Here is a 19,625-nt window from a genome sequence, read left to right as displayed (position 1 = left end):
CGCCTGGCTTTGCCCCAGGGCGACCGGGACCCTAGAGTCAGTCCATGCCGAGCGCCCTGCTCATCGTCGACGACGACCCGGACGTGCTGAAGGCCGCCGCCACGGCCCTGGCGCGCGCCGCGGACCGCGTGGACACCGCCCTGGGCCCCGAGGGCCTGGCGGAGAAGGCCGACCTCTACGACGCCATCCTGCTGGACATGAACTTCGTCGCCGGCGACCGCGATGGCGCCGCGGGGCTCGACACCCTCGACCGGCTGCAGGCGGCGGATCCGGCGCTGTCGGTGGTGTTGATGACCACCTATGGCGGGGTGGTCCTGGCGGTGCAGGCCCTGAAACGGGGCGCGGTGGATTTCGTGCTCAAGCCCTGGCGCAACGAGCCCCTGGTCCAGGCGCTGGGCGCCGCCATGGCGCTGACCGCCGAGCGGCGGGCCTCCGGCAAGGCGCTGAATCTCGACGAGCTGGAGAAGCGCGCCATCGCCCGCGCGCTGAAGCTCTATGAGGGCAACGTCAGCCATGCGGCGGCGGCGCTCGGCCTCACCCGCCCGGCGCTCTATCGGCGAATGGAGCGGCATGGCCTCTAGGCTCTTCTCCGGCGCGGCTGGCTTCGCCCTGGGCGCGGCCCTGCGCGCGGCGGCGATCAGCGTCCTGGCCTTCGCGATCCTGGCGGCGCTGGAACGTCACCTCTGGGCCTCGGCGGCGGTGGCGGGCGGCGTCCTGGGGTTGGTCCTACTCGACCTGATGCGGTCCGTCTTCGCCGCCGACCGGACGCTGGCCCAGTTCGTGGAAGGCCTCACCGCCGAGGGCTATGAGCGGCCGACGACGCCGGTGGGCTTAAGGGCGCTGGGCGAGGCGATCGGCGTGGCGCTCGACCGGTTGGCGCACATCCGAGCCGAGCGCCAACAACGCACCGACTTCCTGGAAGCCCTGGCCGACACCGTCAGCGCAGCCCTGCTGGTGGTCGACGACAAGGGCGTGGTCGCCGCCGCCAACCGCGCCGCGCGCACCAGCTTGCGCGCCGGCGTCGGTCCCATCTCGGCCATCCCGATGCTCGATCCCGACACCGCCCAGCGGCTTTTGGCCCTGCCCGTTGGCGCGCGGGAGATCATGCGCCTGGCGGACAAGCGGGTGATGCTGGCCACGGTCTCCGGCTTCACCGCCGCTGGCGGCGCGCGGCGGCTGATCGCCCTGCAGAGCGTGGCCGGCGACCTGGACGCCGTGGAGCTCAAGGCCTGGCAGGACCTCGTCCGGGTGCTCGCCCACGAGATGATGAACTCGCTGACGCCGATCTGCTCACTCTCGGAAAGCATCGCTGCGAAGCTCGCCGACCCGGCCGCCCCGCGCGCGGACGTCATCGACGCCGCCGAGGTGATCTCCCGGCGCGGCCACGGCCTGATGACCTTCGTCGAGCGCTACCGCCAGCTCACCGACACGCCCCTGGTGGTCAAGGCGCGGATCACCGGCGCGGACCTGCTGCGCGACCTGGACCGGTTGGCCGGGGCGATGATCGGCGCCGATCCCATCGCCTGGTCCAGCGCCGTGCAGCCCGCCTGGCTCACCCTTGAGGCCGACCCCGACCTTCTGGAGCAGGCGGCGATCAACCTGGTGAAGAACGCCATCGATGCGGTGCGCGGCCAGCCCGGCGCCCAGGTTCGCCTGACCCTGACGCTGGAGGAGGAGCAGATCGCCCTCAGCGTCGCCGACAATGGTCCCGGCCTGCCGACCGCCGATCCCGAAGGCGTCTTCGTGCCCTTCTTCACCACCAAGCCAGGCGGCTCGGGGATCGGCCTGGCGCTGGCGCGACAGATCGCGCTCGGCCACGGCGGGCGGCTGGAGCACCAGGCGCGGAGTGCGGGCGGCGCGCTCTTCCGACTGACCCTGCCCGCGGCTTAGCCGGCGATCAGGGCCGCGCGCTCAGCGTCGCCCAGCACCCGCCACTTGCCTTCCGGCAGGTCGCCCAGCGTCAGCGAGCCGATGCGGATGCGCACCAGGTCCATGACGTGCAGGCCCACCAGCTCGCACATCCGGCGGATCTGGCGGTTGCGGCCCTCCTTCAGGATGAAGCGCAGCTCCTGGCCCTGGACCACGTTGACCTTGGCGGGCTTGAGCTGGCGGCCGTCCATCGTCAGGCCGTGGCGGAGGCGGGCGATCTTCTCCGGCGTGATCCGACCGGTGACCGTCACCAGATATTCCTTCTCCAGATCGGAGTCGGGGCCGATCACCGCCTTGGCCAGGACGCCGTCCTCGGAGAGCAGCAGGAGACCGCGGCTGTCCATGTCGAGGCGTCCCAGCGGCGCAAGGCGCGCATCGCGATCCGGGATGGACGGGCTCTCGCCCACCAGGGCCGCCAGGGTCAAGAGACGCGCGGCCGGCGTCTGACCGGGCTCCGGCTGGGCGGAAACGATCCCCATGGGCTTGTGCAGCATGGCGCTCAGCGGCGGGGCCGCGCCTTCGCCGTCCGAGAGGGTGAGCGTCTGGCCGGGCAGGATCTTGCGGCCTGAGTCGCGCACCACCTCGCCGTCGATGGTCACCAGGCCGCGCTCGATGAAGCTCTCGGCCTCGCGGCGCGAGCAGACGCCGCTCTGACCCAGCCACTTGTTGACCCGCTGTGGCTCGGCCTCGTCGTAGCGTCCCGTCCAGGCCATCAGCAGCCGCCTCCGCCGCAGTCGCTGGGCGGATAGGCGTGGCGCCGGCCCGCCGGGTCCTCCACCCGTCCGTCCGCCAGATAGTCCGGGCCGACCGGGACCTTCCCATGGCCGCCGGGGATGTCGAGGATGTAGGTCGGCTGGCAGAGCCCGCTCACCGTCCCGCGGATCGCCCGCATCAGCGCCTGGCCGTCCTCGATCGCGACCCGCAGGTGGGCGGTGCCGGGCGCCAGGTCCGGGTGATGCAGGTAGTAGGGCTTGATCCGGGTCTCGACCATGGCGCGGAACAGGGCCGCCAGGGTCTCGGGATCGTCGTTGACGCCCTTCAACAGCACGCTCTGGCCCAGCATCGGCAGGCCGGCGTCCACGATCCGCGCGCAGGCCGCCCGCGCCGCCGGCGTCAGCTCGCGGGCATGGTTGGCGTGCAGGGCGACGTAGGCGGTCTTGCCGGACGCCTGGAGGGCCGCGACCAGCTCGCCGGTGATCATCTCCGGCGCCACCGCCGGCACGCGGGTGTGGAAGCGCACGATCTTCACGTGCGGCATGGCCGCCAGCCGCGCCATCGCCTCGCGCAGGCGGCGCGGCGACAGGATGAAGGGATCGCCGCCGGTGACGATCACCTCCCAGATGGCCGGGCGCTCGGCGATATAGTCCATCGCCGCGTCGAGGGCCGCTGGCGACAGCGGCCGCAGGCCGTCCGGCCCGACCATCTCGCGACGGAAGCAGAAGCGGCAGTACACCGCGCAGGCGTGGTTGAGCTTCAGGAGGCAGCGGTCGGGATAGCGGTGGACGATCCCCTCCACCAGCGAATGCGCCAGGTCGCCGATGGGATCGGCGGACTCTTCGGGCAGGATTTGGAGCTCCGCCTCGGTCGGCACGAACTGCCGCCCGATCGGGTCGTCCGCCGCCTCGATCAACTCGGCCATCGCCGGCGTGATCGCGACGGCGTACCGCGCCGCGATTTTCTCCAGCATCGGCAAACCATCGGTTGGGACCAGGCCCGCATTGGCGAGATGTTTCGGGCTGCGGAGAGTCCTGGCGCTCATTCCGCGGGCTTATGGGCCGCCACGCCCGTCAGGTCAAAAATGTGCAGGTTCGGGCGGAGCCGAATTCTGCATAGCTCCCGGCGCGGGATTGGGGGCATCGGCATGACGGACGCTTTGGACAGGGTCGCGGACGGCTTCGTCCCTCGCGGGCTCGCGCCGTTCTGGTATTTCGTTCTCTACCTGCCGGTCGGCCTGGCCAACGGCTTTGTCACCGTCACCCTGGGCTATCTGATGGTCCACCACGGCGTCAGCGTCGCCGCCGTCGCCGCCCTGGTGGCGCTGTACAACCTGCCGACCACCTGGAAATTCGCTATCGGCCCAGTGCTGGACACCAGCCTGTCGCCACCTCGCTGGTTCCTGATCAACCAGGCGATGGCGATCGGAGCGATGGCGGCCCTGGCGCTGACGCCGCTCAGCATGGCCGACATGCCGCTCCTGAGCGGTCTGGCCCCGGCGCTCGGCGTCGCGATCAACGCCGGAGGCTCCGCCGTCACCGCGGCCATGGCGCTGACCACCCCCAACGAACGGCGCGGCGCCGTCGCCGGCTGGATGCAGTGCGGCCAGCTTGGCGGCGTGGGCCTGGGCGGCGGCCTTGGCCTGTGGCTGGCGGAGCATGCGGGCGGCCAGCTCACCGCCGCGCTGGCGCTGGCGGGCCTGTCGGCGGCCTGCTGCCTGCCGATCTTCTGGCTGCGCGTGCCGCCCCGCCTGGCCGGGCTCGCGGTCAGCCGCCGCCTGTTGAACGTGCTGGAGGCGCTGTGGGACCTGGCGAAGACCCGCGGCGGCGTCCTGGCGATCCTCGCCAATGTCCTGCCCGCCTCCCTGGGCGCGGCTGGCCAGCTCTTGTCCACCGTCGCGGGCGACTGGCACGCCTCCGCCGACTTGGTGGCCCTGGTGCTGGGGGCGGTGACCGGGATCGCCAACCTGCCGGGCTGCGTCCTCGGCGGCTACCTCTGCGATCTCTTTCCCAGGCGCACGGTCTACATCCTGTCGGCCCTGGCCTGCGCCCTGGGCGAGGCGGCCATGGCCTTCGGCCCGCACACGCCGTCGTTCTTCGCGGTGTTCGTAGTGTTGAACGCCGTCCTGCTGGGCCTGTCCTGGGCCGCCGTCGCCGCCGTCATCTTCGAGCAGTTGGGCGCCAAGGCGGCAGCCACTGTGGCGGCGGTGCTGAGCAGCATCTCCAACCTGCCCGTGGTGGTCATGGTGGCCATCCTCGGCGGCGTGCAGCCCAAGCACGGCTCCAGCGGCATGCTGCTGACCGAGGCGGCCTTCGGGGTCGCCTCCGTCGTGGTCTATGTCGCCATCGCCTGGCTCTGGAAGCCCGGCGCGGCCGTCAACCTGCAAGCCGCGCCGGCCGCGGCCTAGGTCTCCGCCACCGGCGCCCAGAGCACCTGCTCGATGCGGCTCGCCCCCGTCGCCAGCATCACGAGACGGTCGAAACCCAGCGCGCCGCCGCTGGCTTCAGTCATGATCGCCAGCGCCGCCAGGAAATCCTCGTCGATGGGATAGCGCTCGCCGTAGACCCGGGCCTTCTCCGCCATCTCCGCCTCGAAACGCCGCCGCTGTTCGGCCGGGTCGGTGAGCTCGCCGAAGCAGTTGGCCAGCTCGACCCCACAGGCATAGAGCTCGAAGCGCTCCGCCACCCGCGGATCGGCCGCCTTGGGCCGCGCCAGGGCCGCTTCGCTGACCGGATATTCGCAGAGGATGGTGGCGCGCCCGCGTCCCAGGTGCGGCTCGACCTTCTCCACCAGCACCCGGCTGAAGATGTCCGCCCAGGTGTCGTCGGACGCCACACGGACATCGCGTGCGCGCGCATCGGCCGCCAGGGCGTCGCGGTCCGTCGCCCGATCCGCCTGCACGGTCGCCAGGAGGTCGATACCGGCGAACCGATCAAAGGCCTCGGCCAGGGTCAGGCGCTCCGGTTCAGCGAAGGGATCGGCCGTCTGGCCGCGGAAGCTGAATTGCTTCGCGCCCGCCGTCTCCGCCGCCAGCGCCAGCAGGCCGGCGCAATCGGCCATCAGCACCTCATAGGCCTCGCCCGCCCGGTACCATTCCAGCAGCGTGAACTCCGGGTGGTGCAGCGGCCCGCGTTCGCGGTTGCGCCAGACCCGCGCCAGCTCGAAGGTCCTGGCCTCGCCCGCCGCCAGCAGCTTCTTGGCGGCGAACTCCGGCGAGGTGCGCAGGTAGAGCGTCGACCGTTCGCCCGCGATCCCCACCGCCTCGGTCGCGAAGGCGTGCAGGTGCGCCTCGTTGCCGGGCGAGACCTGCAGGCCCGGCGTCTCCACCTCGATGAAATCCCGCGCGCCGAACCATCCACGCACCGCCGCCGTGATCCGGTTGCGGACAACCAGGAAAGGACGCTTGTCGGCGTGGCGCTCAGGCGTCCACCAGGGCGATGGGATCGGTTCGGACAAGGCTGCGCCCCGTGCTGCGGCTGCGAGGGGGGTGGAGATTTCGCCGCCAATCGCTATAGGGGCGCGTCAAGAAATTCATCAGCGGAATTCGCGCGACCCTCAGATCGCCGCCGCCGTCATCGAGGAAGACCGTTTTGAAAGTGATCGCCAGCTCGCTGCGCAAGGGTTCCGTCGTCGACCTGGAAGGCAAGCTCTACGTCGTGCTCAGCGCCGAGAACATCCATCCTGGCAAGGGCACGCCGGTGACCCAGCTCAACATGCGGCGCATCAGCGACGGGGTGAAGATCTCCGAGCGCTACCGCACCACCGAGCAGGTCGAGCGCGCCATCGTCGACGACCGCAACTACACCTTCCTGTACCAAGACGGCGACGGCTTCCACTTCATGAACCCGGAAAGCTACGATCAGGTCGCCGCCCCGCAGGATGTGATCGGCGACGCCGCGCCCTATCTGCAGGACGGCATGACCGTCACCCTGTCGACCCACGAGGGCGTGCCGATCGCCATCGAGCTGCCGCGCCTGGCCACCTTCGAGGTGGTCGAGACCGAGCCGGCGGTGAAGAACCAGACAGCTTCGTCATCCTACAAGCCCGCGATCCTCTCCAACGGCCTGCGCACCATGGTGCCGCCCTACATCGCCACCGGAACGCGGATCGTGGTGCTGACCGAGGACGGCTCCTACCAGGAGCGCGCCAAGGACTGACCGGCGGGCGCCATCTATAGGCATCTTGGGGGGCGTCTGGTTCATGGCCGCGCGCGGCCCCATCTAGGTCTCTAGAGTTGGAGTAACCCCATGCGGACCACCCTCCTCGACATCCGGAAGATGAAGGCGGCCGGCCGGCGCATCGCCATGCTGACCGCCTATGACTACGCCGCCGCCCGGCTCGCCGACCGGGCCGGCGTGCCGCTGGTCCTGGTGGGCGATTCTCTGGGCATGGTGATGCAGGGTCATGGGACGACCCTGCCGGTCACCGTGGACGACATGGTCCGCCATGCCGCCGCTGTGGTGCGGGGCTCCGAAAAGGCCCTGGTGATCGCCGACCTGCCGTTCCTGACCTATGCCGACAAGCCGTCGGCCGTCGCCGCCGCGCGTCGGCTGATGCAGGAGGCCCAGGTCCAAGCGGTTAAGTTGGAAGGCGGCCGCCACGTCGCGCCGATCGTCGAGCACCTGGTCCAGCACGGCGTGCCCGTGATGGGCCATCTCGGCTTCACGCCTCAGTCACAGCACACCCTGGGCGTCCGGGTGCAGGCTAAGGAAGCCGCCTGCGCCAAACGCCTGATCGAGGACGCGCTAGCCCTTGAGGCCGCCGGGGTCTTCGCCCTGGTGCTGGAGCTGGTTCCGGCTCCGCTCGCCGCCGAGATCAGCAAGCGTCTTTCCATCCCGACCATCGGCATCGGCGCCGGCGCCGGCTGCGACGGCCAGGTGCAGGTCTGGCATGACCTACTCGGCCTGTTCGAGACCTCGCCGCGCCACGCCAGGCGCTACGCCGAGATCGGCGCCGCCATTGAGGACGCCTTGCGCGAATACGTCGCCGACGTGCAAGGCGAGCGCTTTCCGACCGCCGCGCAGAGCGCCGGCATGGACGAGGCGGAACTGGCCAAGGCGCTCGCCTGAAGACCTGACGGCAAGCCCATGAAAATCCTGAAGACCATCGCCGAGATGCGCGCGGCGCGTGCGGGCGTCGGCGAACTCGGCCTCGTGCCCACCATGGGCTATCTGCATGAAGGGCACTTGAGCCTCGCGGCCCGCGCCCGGGCGGAGAACCCGACGGTGGCGGCTAGCATCTTCGTCAACCCGACCCAGTTCGGGCCGAACGAGGACCTCGCCCGCTATCCCCGCGACCTGCCGCGCGATCTGTCCCTGCTGGAGGCCGCCGGCGTCGACCTGGTGTTCACGCCGGAGCCTGCGGAGATGTACCCGGCGGGATTCGACACCGTGATCGAGGTGCGCGGCGTGACTGACGGGTTGGAAGGCGCGGTGCGCCCCGGCCACTTCGCTGGCGTCGCCACCGTGGTCGCCAAGCTGTTCAACATCGTCCAACCGACGCGGGCCTACTTCGGGCAGAAGGACGCCCAGCAAAGCGTGGTGATCCGCAAGATGGTGCGCGACCTGGACCTGCCGGTGCAGGTTGTCGTTGCGCCCACGGTGCGGGAATCCGACGGCTTGGCGCTCTCGAGCCGCAACAGCTACCTGACGCCTGAGCAGCGCGCCCAGGCCACCGTGCTCTACCGCGCGCTCTCATCCGCCAAGGCGCGGTTCGACGCCGGCGAACGGGACGCGGAGACGCTTCGCCACGCCATGCGCGAGGCGCTGACGGGCTTCACGGCTGACTATGTGAGCGTGGCGGACGCTGAAACCTTACAGGAGCTGGATCGGCTGGATGGGCCGGCCATCGCGTCCCTCGCGGTCCGCCTGGGCTCGACCCGTCTGATCGACAACCTGTTGCTGGGTTAGGCGCGGGTCACCGACCCGCGCAGCCGAACCTAGCCGTGGTTGTAGTGCCGGCGATGGTGACGGTAGTGACGCGCGTGATGGCGGTCGCCGATGACCGCGCCGGCGACGCCGCCCACAACCGCGCCAGGCGGTCCCGCGATAACCGCGCCCGTGCCCGCGCCGATAGCAGCGCCCGCCAGGGGGCCGGCGGCGGCGTAGGTCGCAGGCAGGGCGACGGCTGTCGCTATCGCCAGCGACAGGATGATCTTGTTCATGTCCAGGAGCTTTCTGTATCGGGCCGAGATCGGCGCGGAGCCCTAACGCGCGGCGACCGAAAAGGCGCCAAGGCTCCGCTTAGGGCTGCACGATCCGCCCGCCGGTCATCGGCCTCGGGACCCCGGTCGTCTTCGGGAAGCTGATCGGCAGGCCGCGGGCCGTGCGCGCGGCCAGGTAGGCGAAGGCCTCGGCCTCGATGGAATCGCCGCGCCAGCCATGGGCCTCGGCGGTCTTCACCGGCATGGGCAGGCGGGCCTGCAGCGCCCGCATGATCTGTGGGTTGTGGCGGCCGCCGCCGCATACGATCAGTTCCGTGGGCGTCTGGCCCATCATCTGGAAGCCCAGCCGCACCGCCTCGGCCATGAAGGCCACCAGGGTCGCTGCGGCGTCCTCCAGCTCCAGCGGCTCAAGCGGCTCCAGGGAGAAGTCGAAGCGATCGAGGCTCTTCGGCGGCGGCGCCTGGAAGTAGGGATGGCCCAAGAGGCCGGCCAGCACGCCCTCGTGCGCGCGGCCCACGCTGGCGTACTTGCCGCCGTCGTCGAAGCGCCCGGCGCCCCGCGCCTGCACCATCAGGTCGATCATCCCGTTGCCCGGGCCGGTGTCGAAGGCCGCGATGTCCTCGCCACCCGACCAGAAGGTCACGTTGGCGACCCCGCCGATGTTCAGCACCGCCAGCGGCGGCGCCAGCCCTGAGGCCTTGGCCCGCGCCAGATGGTAGATCGGCGCCAGGGGCGCGCCCTCGCCGCCCGCCGCCACGTCGGCCGTGCGGAAGTCGTGGGCCACCGGCACGCCGGCCTTGCGCGCCAGGAACCCCGCGTCGCCCAGCTGCGCCGTGCGGCCCACGCGGCCCGCCTGCGGCCGCTCGTGCAGCACCGTCTGGCCGTGCATGCCGATCAGGTCGAGGTCCGACCACTTCAGCCCATTGGCGGCCAGGAATTCCTCGGCGGCGGCGAAGTGCTCCTCCGCGCCGGCGCGGGCGGCCTGGGCGAAGATCGCCGGCTCCGGCGCGCCGCGCGGCCAGGCCAACGCCGCCTTGGTCGCCGCCAGCATGATGTCCCGCGTGGGGTCGCTGAGCTTGCGCTCGCCTGCCGGCCCGAAGGCCGAGATCGTCTCGCCGTCGGTCTCCAGCACCGCCATGTCGACGGCGTCGAGGGAGGTTCCGGTCATGAATCCGAGCACGCGCATGGCGATTGACTGCCACGGCCTACGTCCGCTAGCTAGCCCGCCATGATCGGACGGCTCGCCCTTATCGGCCGCTATTACCGCCTGCCCCGTTAGCAGGCGACCGATCCGACGCGCCTGCCCTTCCCGGCCGGCGCGCACCCCGATCCCTCTCAAACCAAGCGCCGGTCCTCACCACCAGAGGAGCCAGCCATGCCGCTCGATACTTCCGACGCCGCCGTGCTAGAGCCCGGCCACCGACCGCTTGAGATTCTCCGAATGCCCGAACAGCCGTTCCAGTCCGAGTTCCTGCGGGTGATGCAGGATCGCGGCTACATCCATCAGATCTCCCACCCGGAGGAGTTGGACGAGGCGGCGTCGAAGGGCGTGGTCACCGGCTACATCGGCTATGACGCCACCGCGCCATCGCTGCACGTCGGCAACCTGATCACGATCATGATGCTGCGCCGCCTGCAGCAGACCGGCCACAAGCCGATCGTCATCGTCGGCGGCGGCACGACCAAGGTCGGCGATCCCTCCGGCAAGGACGAGACGCGCCAGCTGCGCACCCACGACGAGATCCAGGCGAACATCGCCAGCCAGAAGCAGGCCTTCGCCAGGTTCCTGAACTTCGGCGACGGACCGACCGATGCGGTCATGGTCGACAACGACGAGTGGCTGTCGAAGCTGGGCTACATCGACTTCCTGCGCGAGTACGGCGTCCATTTCACGATCAACCGCATGCTGGCGTTCGACTCCGTGAAGCTGCGGCTCGACCGCGAGCAGCCGCTGACCTTCATCGAGTTCAACTACATGCTCATGCAGGCGACGGACTTCCTGGAGCTCAACCGCCGCTATGGCTGCGTGCTGCAGATGGGCGGCTCCGACCAGTGGGGGAACATCCTGAACGGGGTGGAGCTGATCCGCCGCGTGGACCAGAAGCCTGCGTTCGCGCTCACCACCCCCCTGCTGGCGACCGCGTCCGGCGCGAAGATGGGCAAGACGGCTCAGGGCGCGGTGTGGCTGAACGCGGACCTGCTCAGCGCCTATGACTACTGGCAGTTCTGGCGGAACACCGAGGACGGCGACGTGGGCCGGTTCCTCAAACTCTACACTGACCTGCCGCTCGACGAGATCGCCCGGCTGGAGGCCCTCCCTGGCGCCGAGATCAACGACGCCAAGAAGGTGCTGGCCAACGAGGCGACGACCCTGCTCCACGGTGCGGAAGAAGCCGCCAAGGCCGCCGCGGCGGCGGAAGCGGCCTTCGAGCGCGGGACGTTGAGCGCCGACCTGCCGACCCATGAGGTGCCGGCGGCGGAGCTTGAGGCCGGGATCGTGCTGGCGGCGCTGTTCGAAGCGGCGGGCCTCGCGGCGTCGCGGGGCGAGGCGCGCCGGCTGGCCCAGGGCGGCGGCCTGCGGGTCAACGACAAGGCCGAATCCGACGCCAACCGGCTGGTGACCGAAGCCGACGTCGTGGACGGCGTTGTCAAGCTGGCGGCCGGCAAGAAGAAGATCGTCCTGGTGAAGCCGGTCTGAGGAGCTTGGAAATGGCGAAGATCGTTGAAGGCGCCGAGGCGCCAGCCTGGGAGATGGAGAGCGCGGGCGGACCGATCCGCTCGGCGGACTACGCCGGCAAGACCCTGGCGCTCTATTTCTATCCCAAGGACGACACCACCGGCTGCACCAACGAGGCCAAGGACTTCAGCGCCCTCGCGCCGGAGTTCGCCAAGGCCGGCGTCGCGGTTGTGGGCGCCTCGAAGGACAGCGTGAAGAGCCACGAGAAGTTCACGGCCAAGTACGGCCTGACGGTCCCGCTCGGCTCCGACCCCGACGGCAAGGCGATCGAGGCCTTCGAGAGCTGGGTGGAGAAGAAGCTCTACGGCCGCGAGTACATGGGCATCGACCGCTCGACCTTCCTGATCCAGGACGGCGTCATCAAGCGCATCTGGCGCAAGGTGAAAGTCGCTGGCCACGCCCAGGCGGTGCTGGACGCGGCCAAGGCGCTCTGACCTCCGGCGCGGCCTGGCGTCGCATCGGCGCGGGGCGTCCAAACCCGCCTAAATAGGCCATGTGGCCGGATTGCCGCGCTTTGTTCCCATCGCGTCCGAGGGGCTGGACCCAGGCCCGGTACGCCACCAAATTCAGCGAACCGCGATCATGATTCGCGTCAGAGTTAAGGTTGCGCCGCTTGTCGGCGTAAACCGTCTTGCGCGCTCCGAAATTCTCATTGCATATCGCCGGAGTTCCATGGGGATGGGGACTTCAGCGATCGCATGACACGCTTGGCGCGCCTTCGACGCTCGCTCATTGAGCTATTTCCGGAACGTCATCTCTACGTCCGTTCGGGCGGCGAGATGAAGGGCTACGTCCTTTCCCCGAAGACCCAGATGATCGCCGCCGCCGGGGTTTCCGCGGCCGCCCTCTGGATGGGGGTCTGCAGTGCGGCCATGTTGGTCAATGTGCTGTCGGTCTCCTCCGCCGACCGCGAGGTCGCCCGCACCCAGGCCAAGTACGAACGCTGGATCGCCGACCGCCAGGCGCGGCTGAACTCGGCGATGGCGCAGCTGAACGCCGGCGGGTCGGGCGCGACCGCGGGCGTGGCCGCCGACATCGAGAAGCGCCACGCGGCGCTGGCCATGCTGCTCACCGACATGAAGGGCACGCCCGGTGCGGCCCAGGCGCTGACGCCGGTGATCGACAAGGCCGTCGCCTCCAGCGACGCCAACCCAGCCCAGATTGTCGACACCGTGCGCGTCAGCCAGGAACAACTGCTCGACGCCGCGGACACCTTCGCGAAGAGCCGCGCCGACCGCCTGCGGCTGGCCTTCCGCCTCGCCGGCCTGACGCCCGCCGCCTACATGCCCAAAGGCAACGCCCTGGGCGGACCGTTGATCGAGTCCAAGGACCCCCGCGCGCTGGCCGCCGTCCTCGACGTGGACGAAAGCTTCGCCGACCGCATCCAGCACGCCGCCGCCGACATGAACGAGGCCAAGGGACTGGAAGAGGCCGCCCACGACCTGCCCTTCGCCAAGCCGACGCCGGAGGCCGAGCGGTCATCCAGCTTCGGGGTGCGGGTGGATCCCTTCACCGGCCGCCCGGCCTTCCACTCCGGCCAGGATTTCTCCGGTTCGCGCATGGAGGCGATCCATGCGACGGGTCCGGGCGTCGTCTCCTTCACCGGCGTCCGCTCTGGCTACGGCAACACCGTCGAGATCGACCACGGCCGCGGCTTGAAGACCCGCTACGCCCACCTGGCGGTGATCGCCGTCAGCGTCGGCCAGCAGGTGGCGCTGGGCCAGCGCCTGGGCGGCATGGGATCGACCGGCCGTTCGACGGGCACCCACCTGCACTACGAAGTGTGGCTGAACGGCCGCGCGATGAACCCCGACCGTTTCCTGAAGGCAGGCGACTATGTTCAGCAAGCCGAATAAGCCCAGCTCCGCCGCCGTCCGGCTGGAGAGCCCCGAGGCCGCGCGCAAGGTCCTCGCCTGCTCGCTGATCGCCGAGAACGTCCGCGTCGACGGCGACCTCGCCAGCGACGGCGACGTGCAACTGGACGGCGCGCTCAACGGCGACCTGAAGGTGGCGCACCTCTCCATCGGCGAGACCGGCCAGGTGGAGGGCGCGATCACCGCCGAGGCGGTGGAGATCCGCGGCCGGGTGGCCGGGACCATCGTCGCCAAGACGGTCCGGCTCTATTCGACCGCCCGGGTCGACGGGGACATCACCCACGAGCAACTGGCCGTCGAGGCCGGCGCCCACTTCGCCGGCCGCAGCCTCAGGCTGGGTCAGCCGGCGCAGGAACAGCTCAGCCTGCCGATCGCCGCGGAATAGGCCTCAAGCCTCCCGCGTCACGCCCACCCGCTGGGCGAGCGCCGCGCCCATGAAGGCGTCGAGGTCGCCGTCCAGCACGCCCTGGCTGTCGGAGGTCTCGACCTCGGTGCGCAGGTCCTTGACCATCTGATAGGGCTGCAGGACGTAGCTGCGGATCTGGTGGCCCCAGCCGATGTCGGTCTTCTGGTCCTCCAGCGCCTGCTTGTCGGCCTCGCGCTTCTGCAGCTCCGCCTCGTAGAGCCGCGCGCGCAGCATCTTCCAGGCCTCCTCGCGGTTCTGGTGCTGCGAGCGGCCGGCCTGGCAGGCCACCGCGATGCCGGTCGGGATGTGCGTCAGGCGCACGGCGCTATCGGTCTTGTTGATGTGCTGGCCGCCGGCGCCGGAGGCCCGGTAGGTGTCGGTGCGCACGTCGGCCGGGTTGATGTCGATGACGATGTTGTCGTCCACCACCGGATAGACCCAGACCGAGGCGAAGCTGGTGTGCCGCTTGGCGGCGGCGTCGAAGGGCGAGATGCGCACCAGCCGGTGGACGCCGGCCTCGGTCTTCAGCCAGCCATAGGCGTTGGGGCCCTTGACCTGCAGGGTCGCCGACTTGATCCCGGCCTGGTCGCCGGAGGTCTCTTCCAGGAAGTCGACGCTCATGCCATGGGCGTTGGCCCAGCGGGTGTACATGCGCATCAGCATGCCGGCCCAGTCGCAGGACTCTGTGCCGCCGGCGCCCGAATTGATTTCCACGAAGGCGTCGTTGCCGTCGGCCTCGCCGCTCAGCAGGGCCTCCAGCTCGGCGCGGCCGGCGCGCTCCTTGATCCCCTTCAGCTGGACGCGGGCCTCTTCCAGGGAGGCCTCGTCGCCCTCCTCGTCGGCCATTTCGGCGTAACCCAGGGCGTCGGCGAGATCGCGCTCGAGCCCCTTCACCGCCTCCACGGCGCTGGCCAGGCGCGTACGTTCGCGCATCAGGGCCTGGGCGGCCTCGGCATTGTCCCAAAGGGTCGGGTCCTCGACCCGGGCGTTCAGCTCGTCGAGCTTGCGGAGCGCAGGCTCCCAGTCAAAGACGCCTCCTGAGCAGTTCGATCGACTGCTCGATGTCAGCCTTGGCGGCCTCGACATCCAATCTCATGGGGACACTCCAGTAGCGGACGCGCCAGATAGGCTGACACGATCATTCGTACAAGCCGTTGACCTCGTCCTTCTTGACCGGCGGCTTCGGCGGAACCGGCGCTTGCGGGTTCGCGGCGGCCGCGGCGTTGGGCGCTCCGGTCAGCCCGCCGCCGAACACCTTGTCGTAGGGCTGCGGACCGGTGAGCTCGTCGTCGCTGACCTTGGGCTCGGTGCCGGGCCGGAAGGCCTCGCGGATGCCGTGGACCATGGCGAAGTGGGCCGTGGCCGGCGGCTTGAAGTCGTCGGGCGGGAAGTACTTGTTGGCCTGCTGCATGAAGTCGATGAAGATCGGCAGGGCCGCGCGCGCGCCCTGCTCGCCCTCGCCCAGGCTGTGGTTGTCGTCGAAGCCGATATAGGTGCCGACCACGATGTGCGGCGTGAAGCCGACGAACCAGGCGGAGCGGAACTCGCTGGTGGTGCCGGTCTTGCCGCCGGTGGGCCGGCCCAGGACCGAGGCCGCCGCGCCAGTGCCGCGCTGGACGACGCCCTGCAGCATGGAGGTGATCTGATAGGCGGTGATCGGGTCCCAGACCTGAGCGCCGACCATGGGGATTCGGGGGCTTTCATCGCCGTTGAAGCCGGCGTCGCATCGGTCGCAATCGCGCGCATCGGCCCGGAAGATGGTCTTGCCTTCGCGGTCCTGCACAAGTTCGATCAGGTGCGGCTCGACCTTGTGGCCGCCGTTGACGAAGGCGGCGTAGGCGCTGGTCAGGCGGAACACGGTAGTCTCGCCGGCGCCCAGCGCCATGGCCAGGACGTTCTCCATCTTGGTGACCACGCCCAGGCGAATGGCCGAGGCGCTGATCTTCGGCATGCCGACGCCCTGGGCCAGGCGCACGGTCATGGTGTTGAGCGATAGCTCCAGGCCTTTGCGCAACGGCAAGGGCCCCAGATATTCGTGCTCGTAGTTCTCGGGCTGCCAGAGTTTGCCATTGCCGCCGGGCAGGCTGATCGGGCCGTCGACCACGATACTGGCCGGAGTGTAGCCGTTCTCCAGCGCCGTGGCGTAGACGATCGGCTTGAACGCCGAGCCCGGCTGGCGCAGCGCCTGGGTGGCGCGGTTGAAGCTGGAGAGCGAGAAGGAATAGCCGCCGACCATGGCCAGCACCCGGCCGGAGTCCGGGTCCATGGCCACGAGGGCCCCGTTGACCTCCGGCACCTGCTTCAGGCGGAAGTCCGGTCCGCCCTTGTCGTCCGGCGCGACGAAGATCAGATCGCCGGACCCGATGCCCTTGCCGGCGCGCGCCCAGGCGACATCCTCGGCGGCGAGCGCGCCCGTCTGGCCCTCGATGGTCTTGATCCGCACCCCGCCTTTGACGTCGGTGACGACGGCGGCGCGCCAGGTCCGCCGTTCGGCCGGGGTGACAGTCTTCTTGGCGACGTCTTCCCAGCCGGAGAGCGTGGTCACCCGGCCCCAGGCGCCGCGCCAGCCGTGGCGGTGGTCATAGCGCTCCAGCCCGTCCATCAGCGCCGTGCGCGCCGCGCTCTGCAGGCGCGGGTCCAGCGTGGTGCGCATGTAGTAGCCGCCCTCGGTCAGCTTGGGCCCCAGCGTCGCCAGGCCGCGGCGGCGGACCTCTTCGACGAAGTAGTCGGCGTCGCGGTACTTGGCGCGGCTGGGCTCGGGCTGGACCACCAGGTCCTCGTGCTTGGCGGCGTCGGCCTGCGCGCGGGTCGCCCAGCCGGCCTCGACCATCTGGTCCAGCACCCAGTTGCGCCGCTGCATCGCCTGGGTCTTGCGGCGGATCGGATGGTAGTTGTCCGGCCCTTTGGGCAGGGAGGCGAGGTAGGCGCACTCGGCCAGGTCCAGATCGGTGATCGACTTGCCGAAATAGTTGTAGGCCGCCGCGCCCACGCCATAGGACCGGTAGCCCAGCCAGATCTCGTTCAGATAGAGCTCGAGGATCCGCTCCTTGGACAACGAGCCTTCCAACTGCTGGGCGATCATCGCCTCCTTCAGCTTGCGGCCGATGGTGGCGTCGTTGGTCAGCAGGATGTTCTTGGCCACCTGCTGGGTGATGGTCGAGCCGCTCTCCAGCCGCCGGCCTTGCGCGATGTTGATGATGTCCTTGGCGCTGGCGCGGATGATGCCGGTGTAGTCGAGGCCGGCGTGCTTGAAGAAGTTGCGGTCCTCGGCGGCCAGGAAGGCCTGGGCCAGCTGCGGCGGGATATTGTCGTACGGCACGAAGATGCGCCGCTCGCGGCTGAACTCGCCGATCAGGGTGCCGTCCCAGGCATAGGCGCGCGTCGCGGTCGGCGGGTGGTAGTCCGCCAGGTCGCTGGCGTCGGGCATGTCGTGGAACAGCCACGCCGCCCAGATCGCCACCGCGATCCCCGCCGCGGCGATCAGCCCCAGCACGGCCACGCCGGCGATCGCGACCCATCTTTCGCGGGGTAGATCCAACGGAACAACGGCCTCCAGAGGCGCCCCGCCCCTTATCCGGCCCGGTCTAAACGGCTTCGATTGCGGCGCCAACGGGGCGTGGTCGGCGGGCGCGTCAGCCCGCCGCGGTCAGCGCGAGGCGAGCCGGGTGGTCTCGGCGAAATAGTCGTCGATGGAATCGCCCACCGCGTTCATCAGCCGCTTGCGCTGGCTGGGGTCACGCAGAAACTGCTCGTCGTCGGTGTTGGTGACGAAGCCCATCTCCAGCAGCACGGCCGGCACGTCGGGGGCCAGCAGCACCATGAAGCCGGCGTCGCGCTGACTGCGGCGCAGCAGGGGCGCCTTGCCGTCGATGTGGCTGACCAGGGTGTTGGCGAAGGCCGCCGAGCGGTTCTTGGTCGCCCTCTGGGTCAGGTCGAGCAGGATGTCGCTGACGCCGCGGTCGCCGGTGAGGCTGGCCTTCATGAACCAGTCGTCGCGGTTCACGAAGCGCGCGGCCCGGTTCGAGGCCTTGTCGGAGAGGGTGTAGACGCTGGCGCCGCGCACCCCGGGATCGCCGCCGGAATCGGAGTGCAGAGAGATGAACAGGTCCGCGCCCGCGCGCTGGGCGATCCGCACCCGCTCGTCGAGGGGCACATAGGTGTCGTCCTCGCGGGTCAGCACCACGCGGTACTTGGAGGACCGCTCCAGCCGCTCTTTCAGCGTGAGCGCCGCGGCGAGGTTCACGTCCTTCTCATAGCCCTGGGCGCCGAGCGCGCCGGGGTCGTGGCCGCCGTGGCCGGGATCGATGACGATCACCTTCTTCAGCGAGAGCGGCGCGACATGGACCGCAGGCACGATCTGCGGGCGCAGCTTCAGCGAGACCGGCGTCAGGATGGCCGGCTTGGCGCTGGTCAGCCGCACCTGGCCCGGGTCGGAGATCACGTCGATCACATAGCGGTAGTGGTCGATGCCGTCGGCGGGCGGCAGCAGGAAGCGGCCCTTGATCCGGGCGTCGGGCGCGAGGTCGATCTGCAGGCGCGCGCCGCCGGAGGTCTGGTCGATGGTCCAGGCCTTCACCAGCCCCTGGCCCGCGCCCTGCAGGCCGCCGGTCGCCGAGACATTGGGCAGCAGGATCACCGCGCGCCCGTCGGCGGCGCCGTCGGACACCAGCTTGCCGCTGGCGGCCTGGTCGAGGTCCATGACGAGGCGCGTCGCCTGGGCGTCGCCGCCCAGCCGCACCTTCAGGAGACCGCCGACGGAGGCCGCGGCATGCGAGGCCATGGCGACAGCCAGGCCCACGGCGGCGGCGGCCGCCACGGCCAGCGCCGCGCGTCCCCGGTTCCGCATCAGGACCCCTGCCCCAAACCGCATCGAAAGCCCGACCCCCAAGGAAGGGCCTTAAACCCTTCGATTTAAAAGCCATATACGCCGTGAGCCGGTGGATAAATGGTTAACCGGACGTTGCGGGGTGCGACCTTTGCGGTTCGGCTTTCCTTTTGCCCGCCGGTATTGCTAATGTCCCGCCGCGCGCCAAGCCGCCTCTCGCGTTATGCGGGGCGAAGGGTTGCGCGAACAAACCCCGCGTCAGCTGACCTTATTCGGCGAGCGACGCTCTATCCGATCCGCGCCTTCCCGGCGCGCCTAGGAACACACCCGATGGGCAGCGCTGCTCACGCCACATTTCGGCTTTCCGCTCCCGGGGACGCGTTCAGCGCCCCGCGGTCCGGCGCGCGCGCCCATCCCACAAACAGCCGGCTGCGCCCGGACCTCCGGTCCCGCGCGCGCCGTGGAGATGATCTGAATGTCCAAGAACATGTTGATCGACGCTGCCCACGCCGAAGAGACGCGTGTGGTGGTGGTCGACGGAAGCCGCGTTGAAGAGTTCGATTTCGAGAGTTCAAACCGGAAGCAGCTCAGAGGGAATATCTACCTCGCCAAGGTGACGCGGGTTGAACCGTCGCTGCAGGCGGCCTTCATCGAGTACGGCGGTAACCGCCACGGCTTCCTGGCCTTCAACGAAATCCACCCCGACTACTACCAGATCCCCGTCGCCGACCGAGAAGCGCTGATGCGCGAGGAGGCCGAGGAGGAAGACGACCACCACGAGCCTCGCAGCCGCCGGGGCCGCCCCAGCGGCGACGCCGACGCCGAGGGCGAGGACGCCGACGAGGAAGCCGACGCCGTCTCCGACGACGAAGACGACGTCATGGAGGAAGAGGTCGCCCGGCGCCGCCGGCGGCTGATGCGCAAGTACAAGATCCAGGAAGTGATCCGCCGCCGGCAGATCATGCTGGTGCAGGTCG

General features: G+C 69.8%; 18 protein-coding genes and 1 pseudogene. 11 read left to right on the top strand and 8 right to left on the bottom strand.

The window, feature by feature from the left end:
* The first annotated feature begins 44 nt into the window (after positions 1 to 44).
* A complete protein-coding gene (locus E8A49_RS15380; RefSeq protein ID WP_293383157.1) occupies positions 45 to 581 on the top strand; it encodes a response regulator in 537 nt (178 codons plus the stop codon).
* On the top strand, positions 571 to 1,890 hold the full coding sequence (locus tag E8A49_RS15375; RefSeq protein WP_293383154.1) for an ATP-binding protein: 1,320 nt from the start codon (positions 571 to 573) through the stop codon (positions 1,888 to 1,890). The genes E8A49_RS15380 and E8A49_RS15375 overlap by 11 nt, the downstream gene beginning before the upstream one ends.
* Here the strand turns inward: E8A49_RS15375 and E8A49_RS15370 are convergent.
* On the bottom strand, positions 1,887 to 2,642 hold the full coding sequence (locus E8A49_RS15370) for a pseudouridine synthase (protein ID WP_293383151.1): 756 nt from the start codon (positions 2,640 to 2,642) through the stop codon (positions 1,887 to 1,889). The two genes, E8A49_RS15375 and E8A49_RS15370, sit on opposite strands and share 4 nt — an antisense overlap.
* Positions 2,642 to 3,688, bottom strand: a complete 1,047-nt coding sequence (locus E8A49_RS15365; protein ID WP_293383148.1) for a lysine-2,3-aminomutase-like protein — start codon at positions 3,686 to 3,688, stop codon at positions 2,642 to 2,644. Before E8A49_RS15365 ends, E8A49_RS15370 begins: the two co-directional genes overlap by 1 nt.
* Before the next feature lie 102 nt (positions 3,689 to 3,790).
* On the opposite strand from E8A49_RS15365, the gene E8A49_RS15360 reads away from it, so the two are divergent.
* Entirely contained in the window at positions 3,791 to 5,050 is a 1,260-nt protein-coding gene (locus E8A49_RS15360) for an MFS transporter (protein WP_293383145.1), read from the top strand.
* Here the strand turns inward: E8A49_RS15360 and epmA are convergent.
* A complete protein-coding gene (epmA, locus tag E8A49_RS15355) occupies positions 5,047 to 6,099 on the bottom strand; it encodes an EF-P lysine aminoacylase EpmA (protein WP_293383142.1) in 1,053 nt (350 codons plus the stop codon). The two genes, E8A49_RS15360 and epmA, sit on opposite strands and share 4 nt — an antisense overlap.
* A gap of 134 nt (positions 6,100 to 6,233) precedes the next feature.
* Here epmA and efp point away from each other — a divergent pair, with 134 nt between their 5' ends.
* From efp to panC, 3 genes are all read left to right on the top strand, one after another.
* Positions 6,234 to 6,800 (top strand): elongation factor P, encoded by a 567-nt coding sequence (gene efp / locus E8A49_RS15350; protein WP_293383139.1) that lies wholly within the window; start codon positions 6,234 to 6,236, stop codon positions 6,798 to 6,800.
* 90 nt (positions 6,801 to 6,890) lie between these two features.
* Positions 6,891 to 7,712, top strand: a complete 822-nt coding sequence (panB, locus tag E8A49_RS15345; RefSeq protein ID WP_293383136.1) for a 3-methyl-2-oxobutanoate hydroxymethyltransferase — start codon at positions 6,891 to 6,893, stop codon at positions 7,710 to 7,712.
* Positions 7,713 to 7,730: 18 nt separating this feature from the next.
* A complete protein-coding gene (gene panC, locus E8A49_RS15340) occupies positions 7,731 to 8,552 on the top strand; it encodes a pantoate--beta-alanine ligase (protein WP_293383133.1) in 822 nt (273 codons plus the stop codon).
* A gap of 29 nt (positions 8,553 to 8,581) precedes the next feature.
* On the opposite strand, the gene E8A49_RS15335 is transcribed toward panC, so the two are convergent.
* Positions 8,582 to 8,806, bottom strand: a complete 225-nt coding sequence (locus E8A49_RS15335; protein ID WP_293383130.1) for a hypothetical protein — start codon at positions 8,804 to 8,806, stop codon at positions 8,582 to 8,584.
* 79 nt (positions 8,807 to 8,885) lie between these two features.
* Positions 8,886 to 9,992, bottom strand: a complete 1,107-nt coding sequence (locus E8A49_RS15330; RefSeq protein WP_293383127.1) for an anhydro-N-acetylmuramic acid kinase — start codon at positions 9,990 to 9,992, stop codon at positions 8,886 to 8,888.
* Positions 9,993 to 10,247: 255 nt separating this feature from the next.
* Between E8A49_RS15330 and tyrS the strand changes: the two genes are divergently transcribed.
* The 4 genes from tyrS (at position 10,248) to E8A49_RS15310 (ending at position 13,802) form a co-directional block, all read left to right on the top strand.
* On the top strand, positions 10,248 to 11,504 hold the full coding sequence (gene tyrS, locus E8A49_RS15325; protein ID WP_293383124.1) for a tyrosine--tRNA ligase: 1,257 nt from the start codon (positions 10,248 to 10,250) through the stop codon (positions 11,502 to 11,504).
* An 11-nt stretch (positions 11,505 to 11,515) separates the two neighbouring features.
* The gene (locus E8A49_RS15320) at positions 11,516 to 11,977 is read left to right on the top strand and encodes a peroxiredoxin (RefSeq protein WP_293383121.1); all 462 of its coding nucleotides are present in this window, start codon (positions 11,516 to 11,518) and stop codon (positions 11,975 to 11,977) included.
* A gap of 264 nt (positions 11,978 to 12,241) precedes the next feature.
* Complete coding sequence (locus E8A49_RS15315; RefSeq protein WP_293383119.1) at positions 12,242 to 13,399, top strand: M23 family metallopeptidase; 1,158 nt, start codon at positions 12,242 to 12,244, stop codon at positions 13,397 to 13,399.
* Positions 13,380 to 13,802, top strand: coding sequence for a polymer-forming cytoskeletal protein (locus E8A49_RS15310; RefSeq protein ID WP_293383116.1), 423 nt, complete (start codon positions 13,380 to 13,382; stop codon positions 13,800 to 13,802). The genes E8A49_RS15315 and E8A49_RS15310 overlap by 20 nt, the downstream gene beginning before the upstream one ends.
* Positions 13,803 to 13,805: 3 nt before the next feature.
* Here the strand turns inward: E8A49_RS15310 and prfB are convergent.
* The 3 genes from prfB to E8A49_RS15295 all read right to left on the bottom strand — a co-directional run bounded on the left by prfB (position 13,806) and on the right by E8A49_RS15295 (position 18,669).
* Positions 13,806 to 14,919 (bottom strand): peptide chain release factor 2 gene (prfB, locus tag E8A49_RS15305; protein WP_293383113.1). Its coding sequence is split into 2 segments (ribosomal slippage): positions 13,806 to 14,849 and positions 14,851 to 14,919, totalling 1,113 coding nucleotides; the frame shifts between segments, so codons are not numbered across the junction.
* 42 nt (positions 14,920 to 14,961) lie between these two features.
* The gene (locus E8A49_RS15300) at positions 14,962 to 17,361 is read right to left on the bottom strand and encodes a penicillin-binding protein 1A (RefSeq protein ID WP_293383110.1); all 2,400 of its coding nucleotides are present in this window, start codon (positions 17,359 to 17,361) and stop codon (positions 14,962 to 14,964) included.
* A gap of 108 nt (positions 17,362 to 17,469) precedes the next feature.
* Entirely contained in the window at positions 17,470 to 18,669 is a 1,200-nt protein-coding gene (locus E8A49_RS15295; RefSeq protein WP_293383107.1) for an N-acetylmuramoyl-L-alanine amidase, read from the bottom strand.
* 454 nt (positions 18,670 to 19,123) lie between these two features.
* Between E8A49_RS15295 and E8A49_RS15290 the strand changes: the two are divergent.
* Positions 19,124 to 19,625 (top strand): annotated as a pseudogene (locus tag E8A49_RS15290) (ribonuclease E/G); the annotation flags it as partial.

Source organism: Phenylobacterium sp. (assembly GCF_004799515.1).
Taxonomy (GTDB): domain Bacteria; phylum Pseudomonadota; class Alphaproteobacteria; order Caulobacterales; family Caulobacteraceae; genus Phenylobacterium.
Note: the sequence above shows the minus strand (reverse complement) of the source record. Positions and strands in the feature narration are given on the sequence as shown.

Bases quoted from the DNA above. Each gene is read 5' to 3' on its own strand.
- E8A49_RS15380 (WP_293383157.1), top strand. From the start codon at position 45: ATGCCGAGCGCCCTGCTCATCGTCGACGACGACCCGGACGTGCTGAAG.
- E8A49_RS15375 (WP_293383154.1), top strand. From the start codon at position 571: ATGGCCTCTAGGCTCTTCTCCGGCGCGGCTGGCTTCGCCCTGGGCGCG.
- E8A49_RS15370 (WP_293383151.1), bottom strand. From the start codon at position 2,642: ATGGCCTGGACGGGACGCTACGACGAGGCCGAGCCACAGCGGGTCAAC.
- E8A49_RS15365 (WP_293383148.1), bottom strand. From the start codon at position 3,688: ATGAGCGCCAGGACTCTCCGCAGCCCGAAACATCTCGCCAATGCGGGC.
- E8A49_RS15360 (WP_293383145.1), top strand. From the start codon at position 3,791: ATGACGGACGCTTTGGACAGGGTCGCGGACGGCTTCGTCCCTCGCGGG.
- panB (WP_293383136.1), top strand. From the start codon at position 6,891: ATGCGGACCACCCTCCTCGACATCCGGAAGATGAAGGCGGCCGGCCGG.
- panC (WP_293383133.1), top strand. From the start codon at position 7,731: ATGAAAATCCTGAAGACCATCGCCGAGATGCGCGCGGCGCGTGCGGGC.
- E8A49_RS15335 (WP_293383130.1), bottom strand. From the start codon at position 8,806: ATGAACAAGATCATCCTGTCGCTGGCGATAGCGACAGCCGTCGCCCTG.
- E8A49_RS15330 (WP_293383127.1), bottom strand. From the start codon at position 9,992: ATGCGCGTGCTCGGATTCATGACCGGAACCTCCCTCGACGCCGTCGAC.
- tyrS (WP_293383124.1), top strand. From the start codon at position 10,248: ATGCCCGAACAGCCGTTCCAGTCCGAGTTCCTGCGGGTGATGCAGGAT.
- E8A49_RS15320 (WP_293383121.1), top strand. From the start codon at position 11,516: ATGGCGAAGATCGTTGAAGGCGCCGAGGCGCCAGCCTGGGAGATGGAG.
- E8A49_RS15315 (WP_293383119.1), top strand. From the start codon at position 12,242: ATGACACGCTTGGCGCGCCTTCGACGCTCGCTCATTGAGCTATTTCCG.
- E8A49_RS15310 (WP_293383116.1), top strand. From the start codon at position 13,380: ATGTTCAGCAAGCCGAATAAGCCCAGCTCCGCCGCCGTCCGGCTGGAG.
- E8A49_RS15295 (WP_293383107.1), bottom strand. From the start codon at position 18,669: ATGCGGAACCGGGGACGCGCGGCGCTGGCCGTGGCGGCCGCCGCCGCC.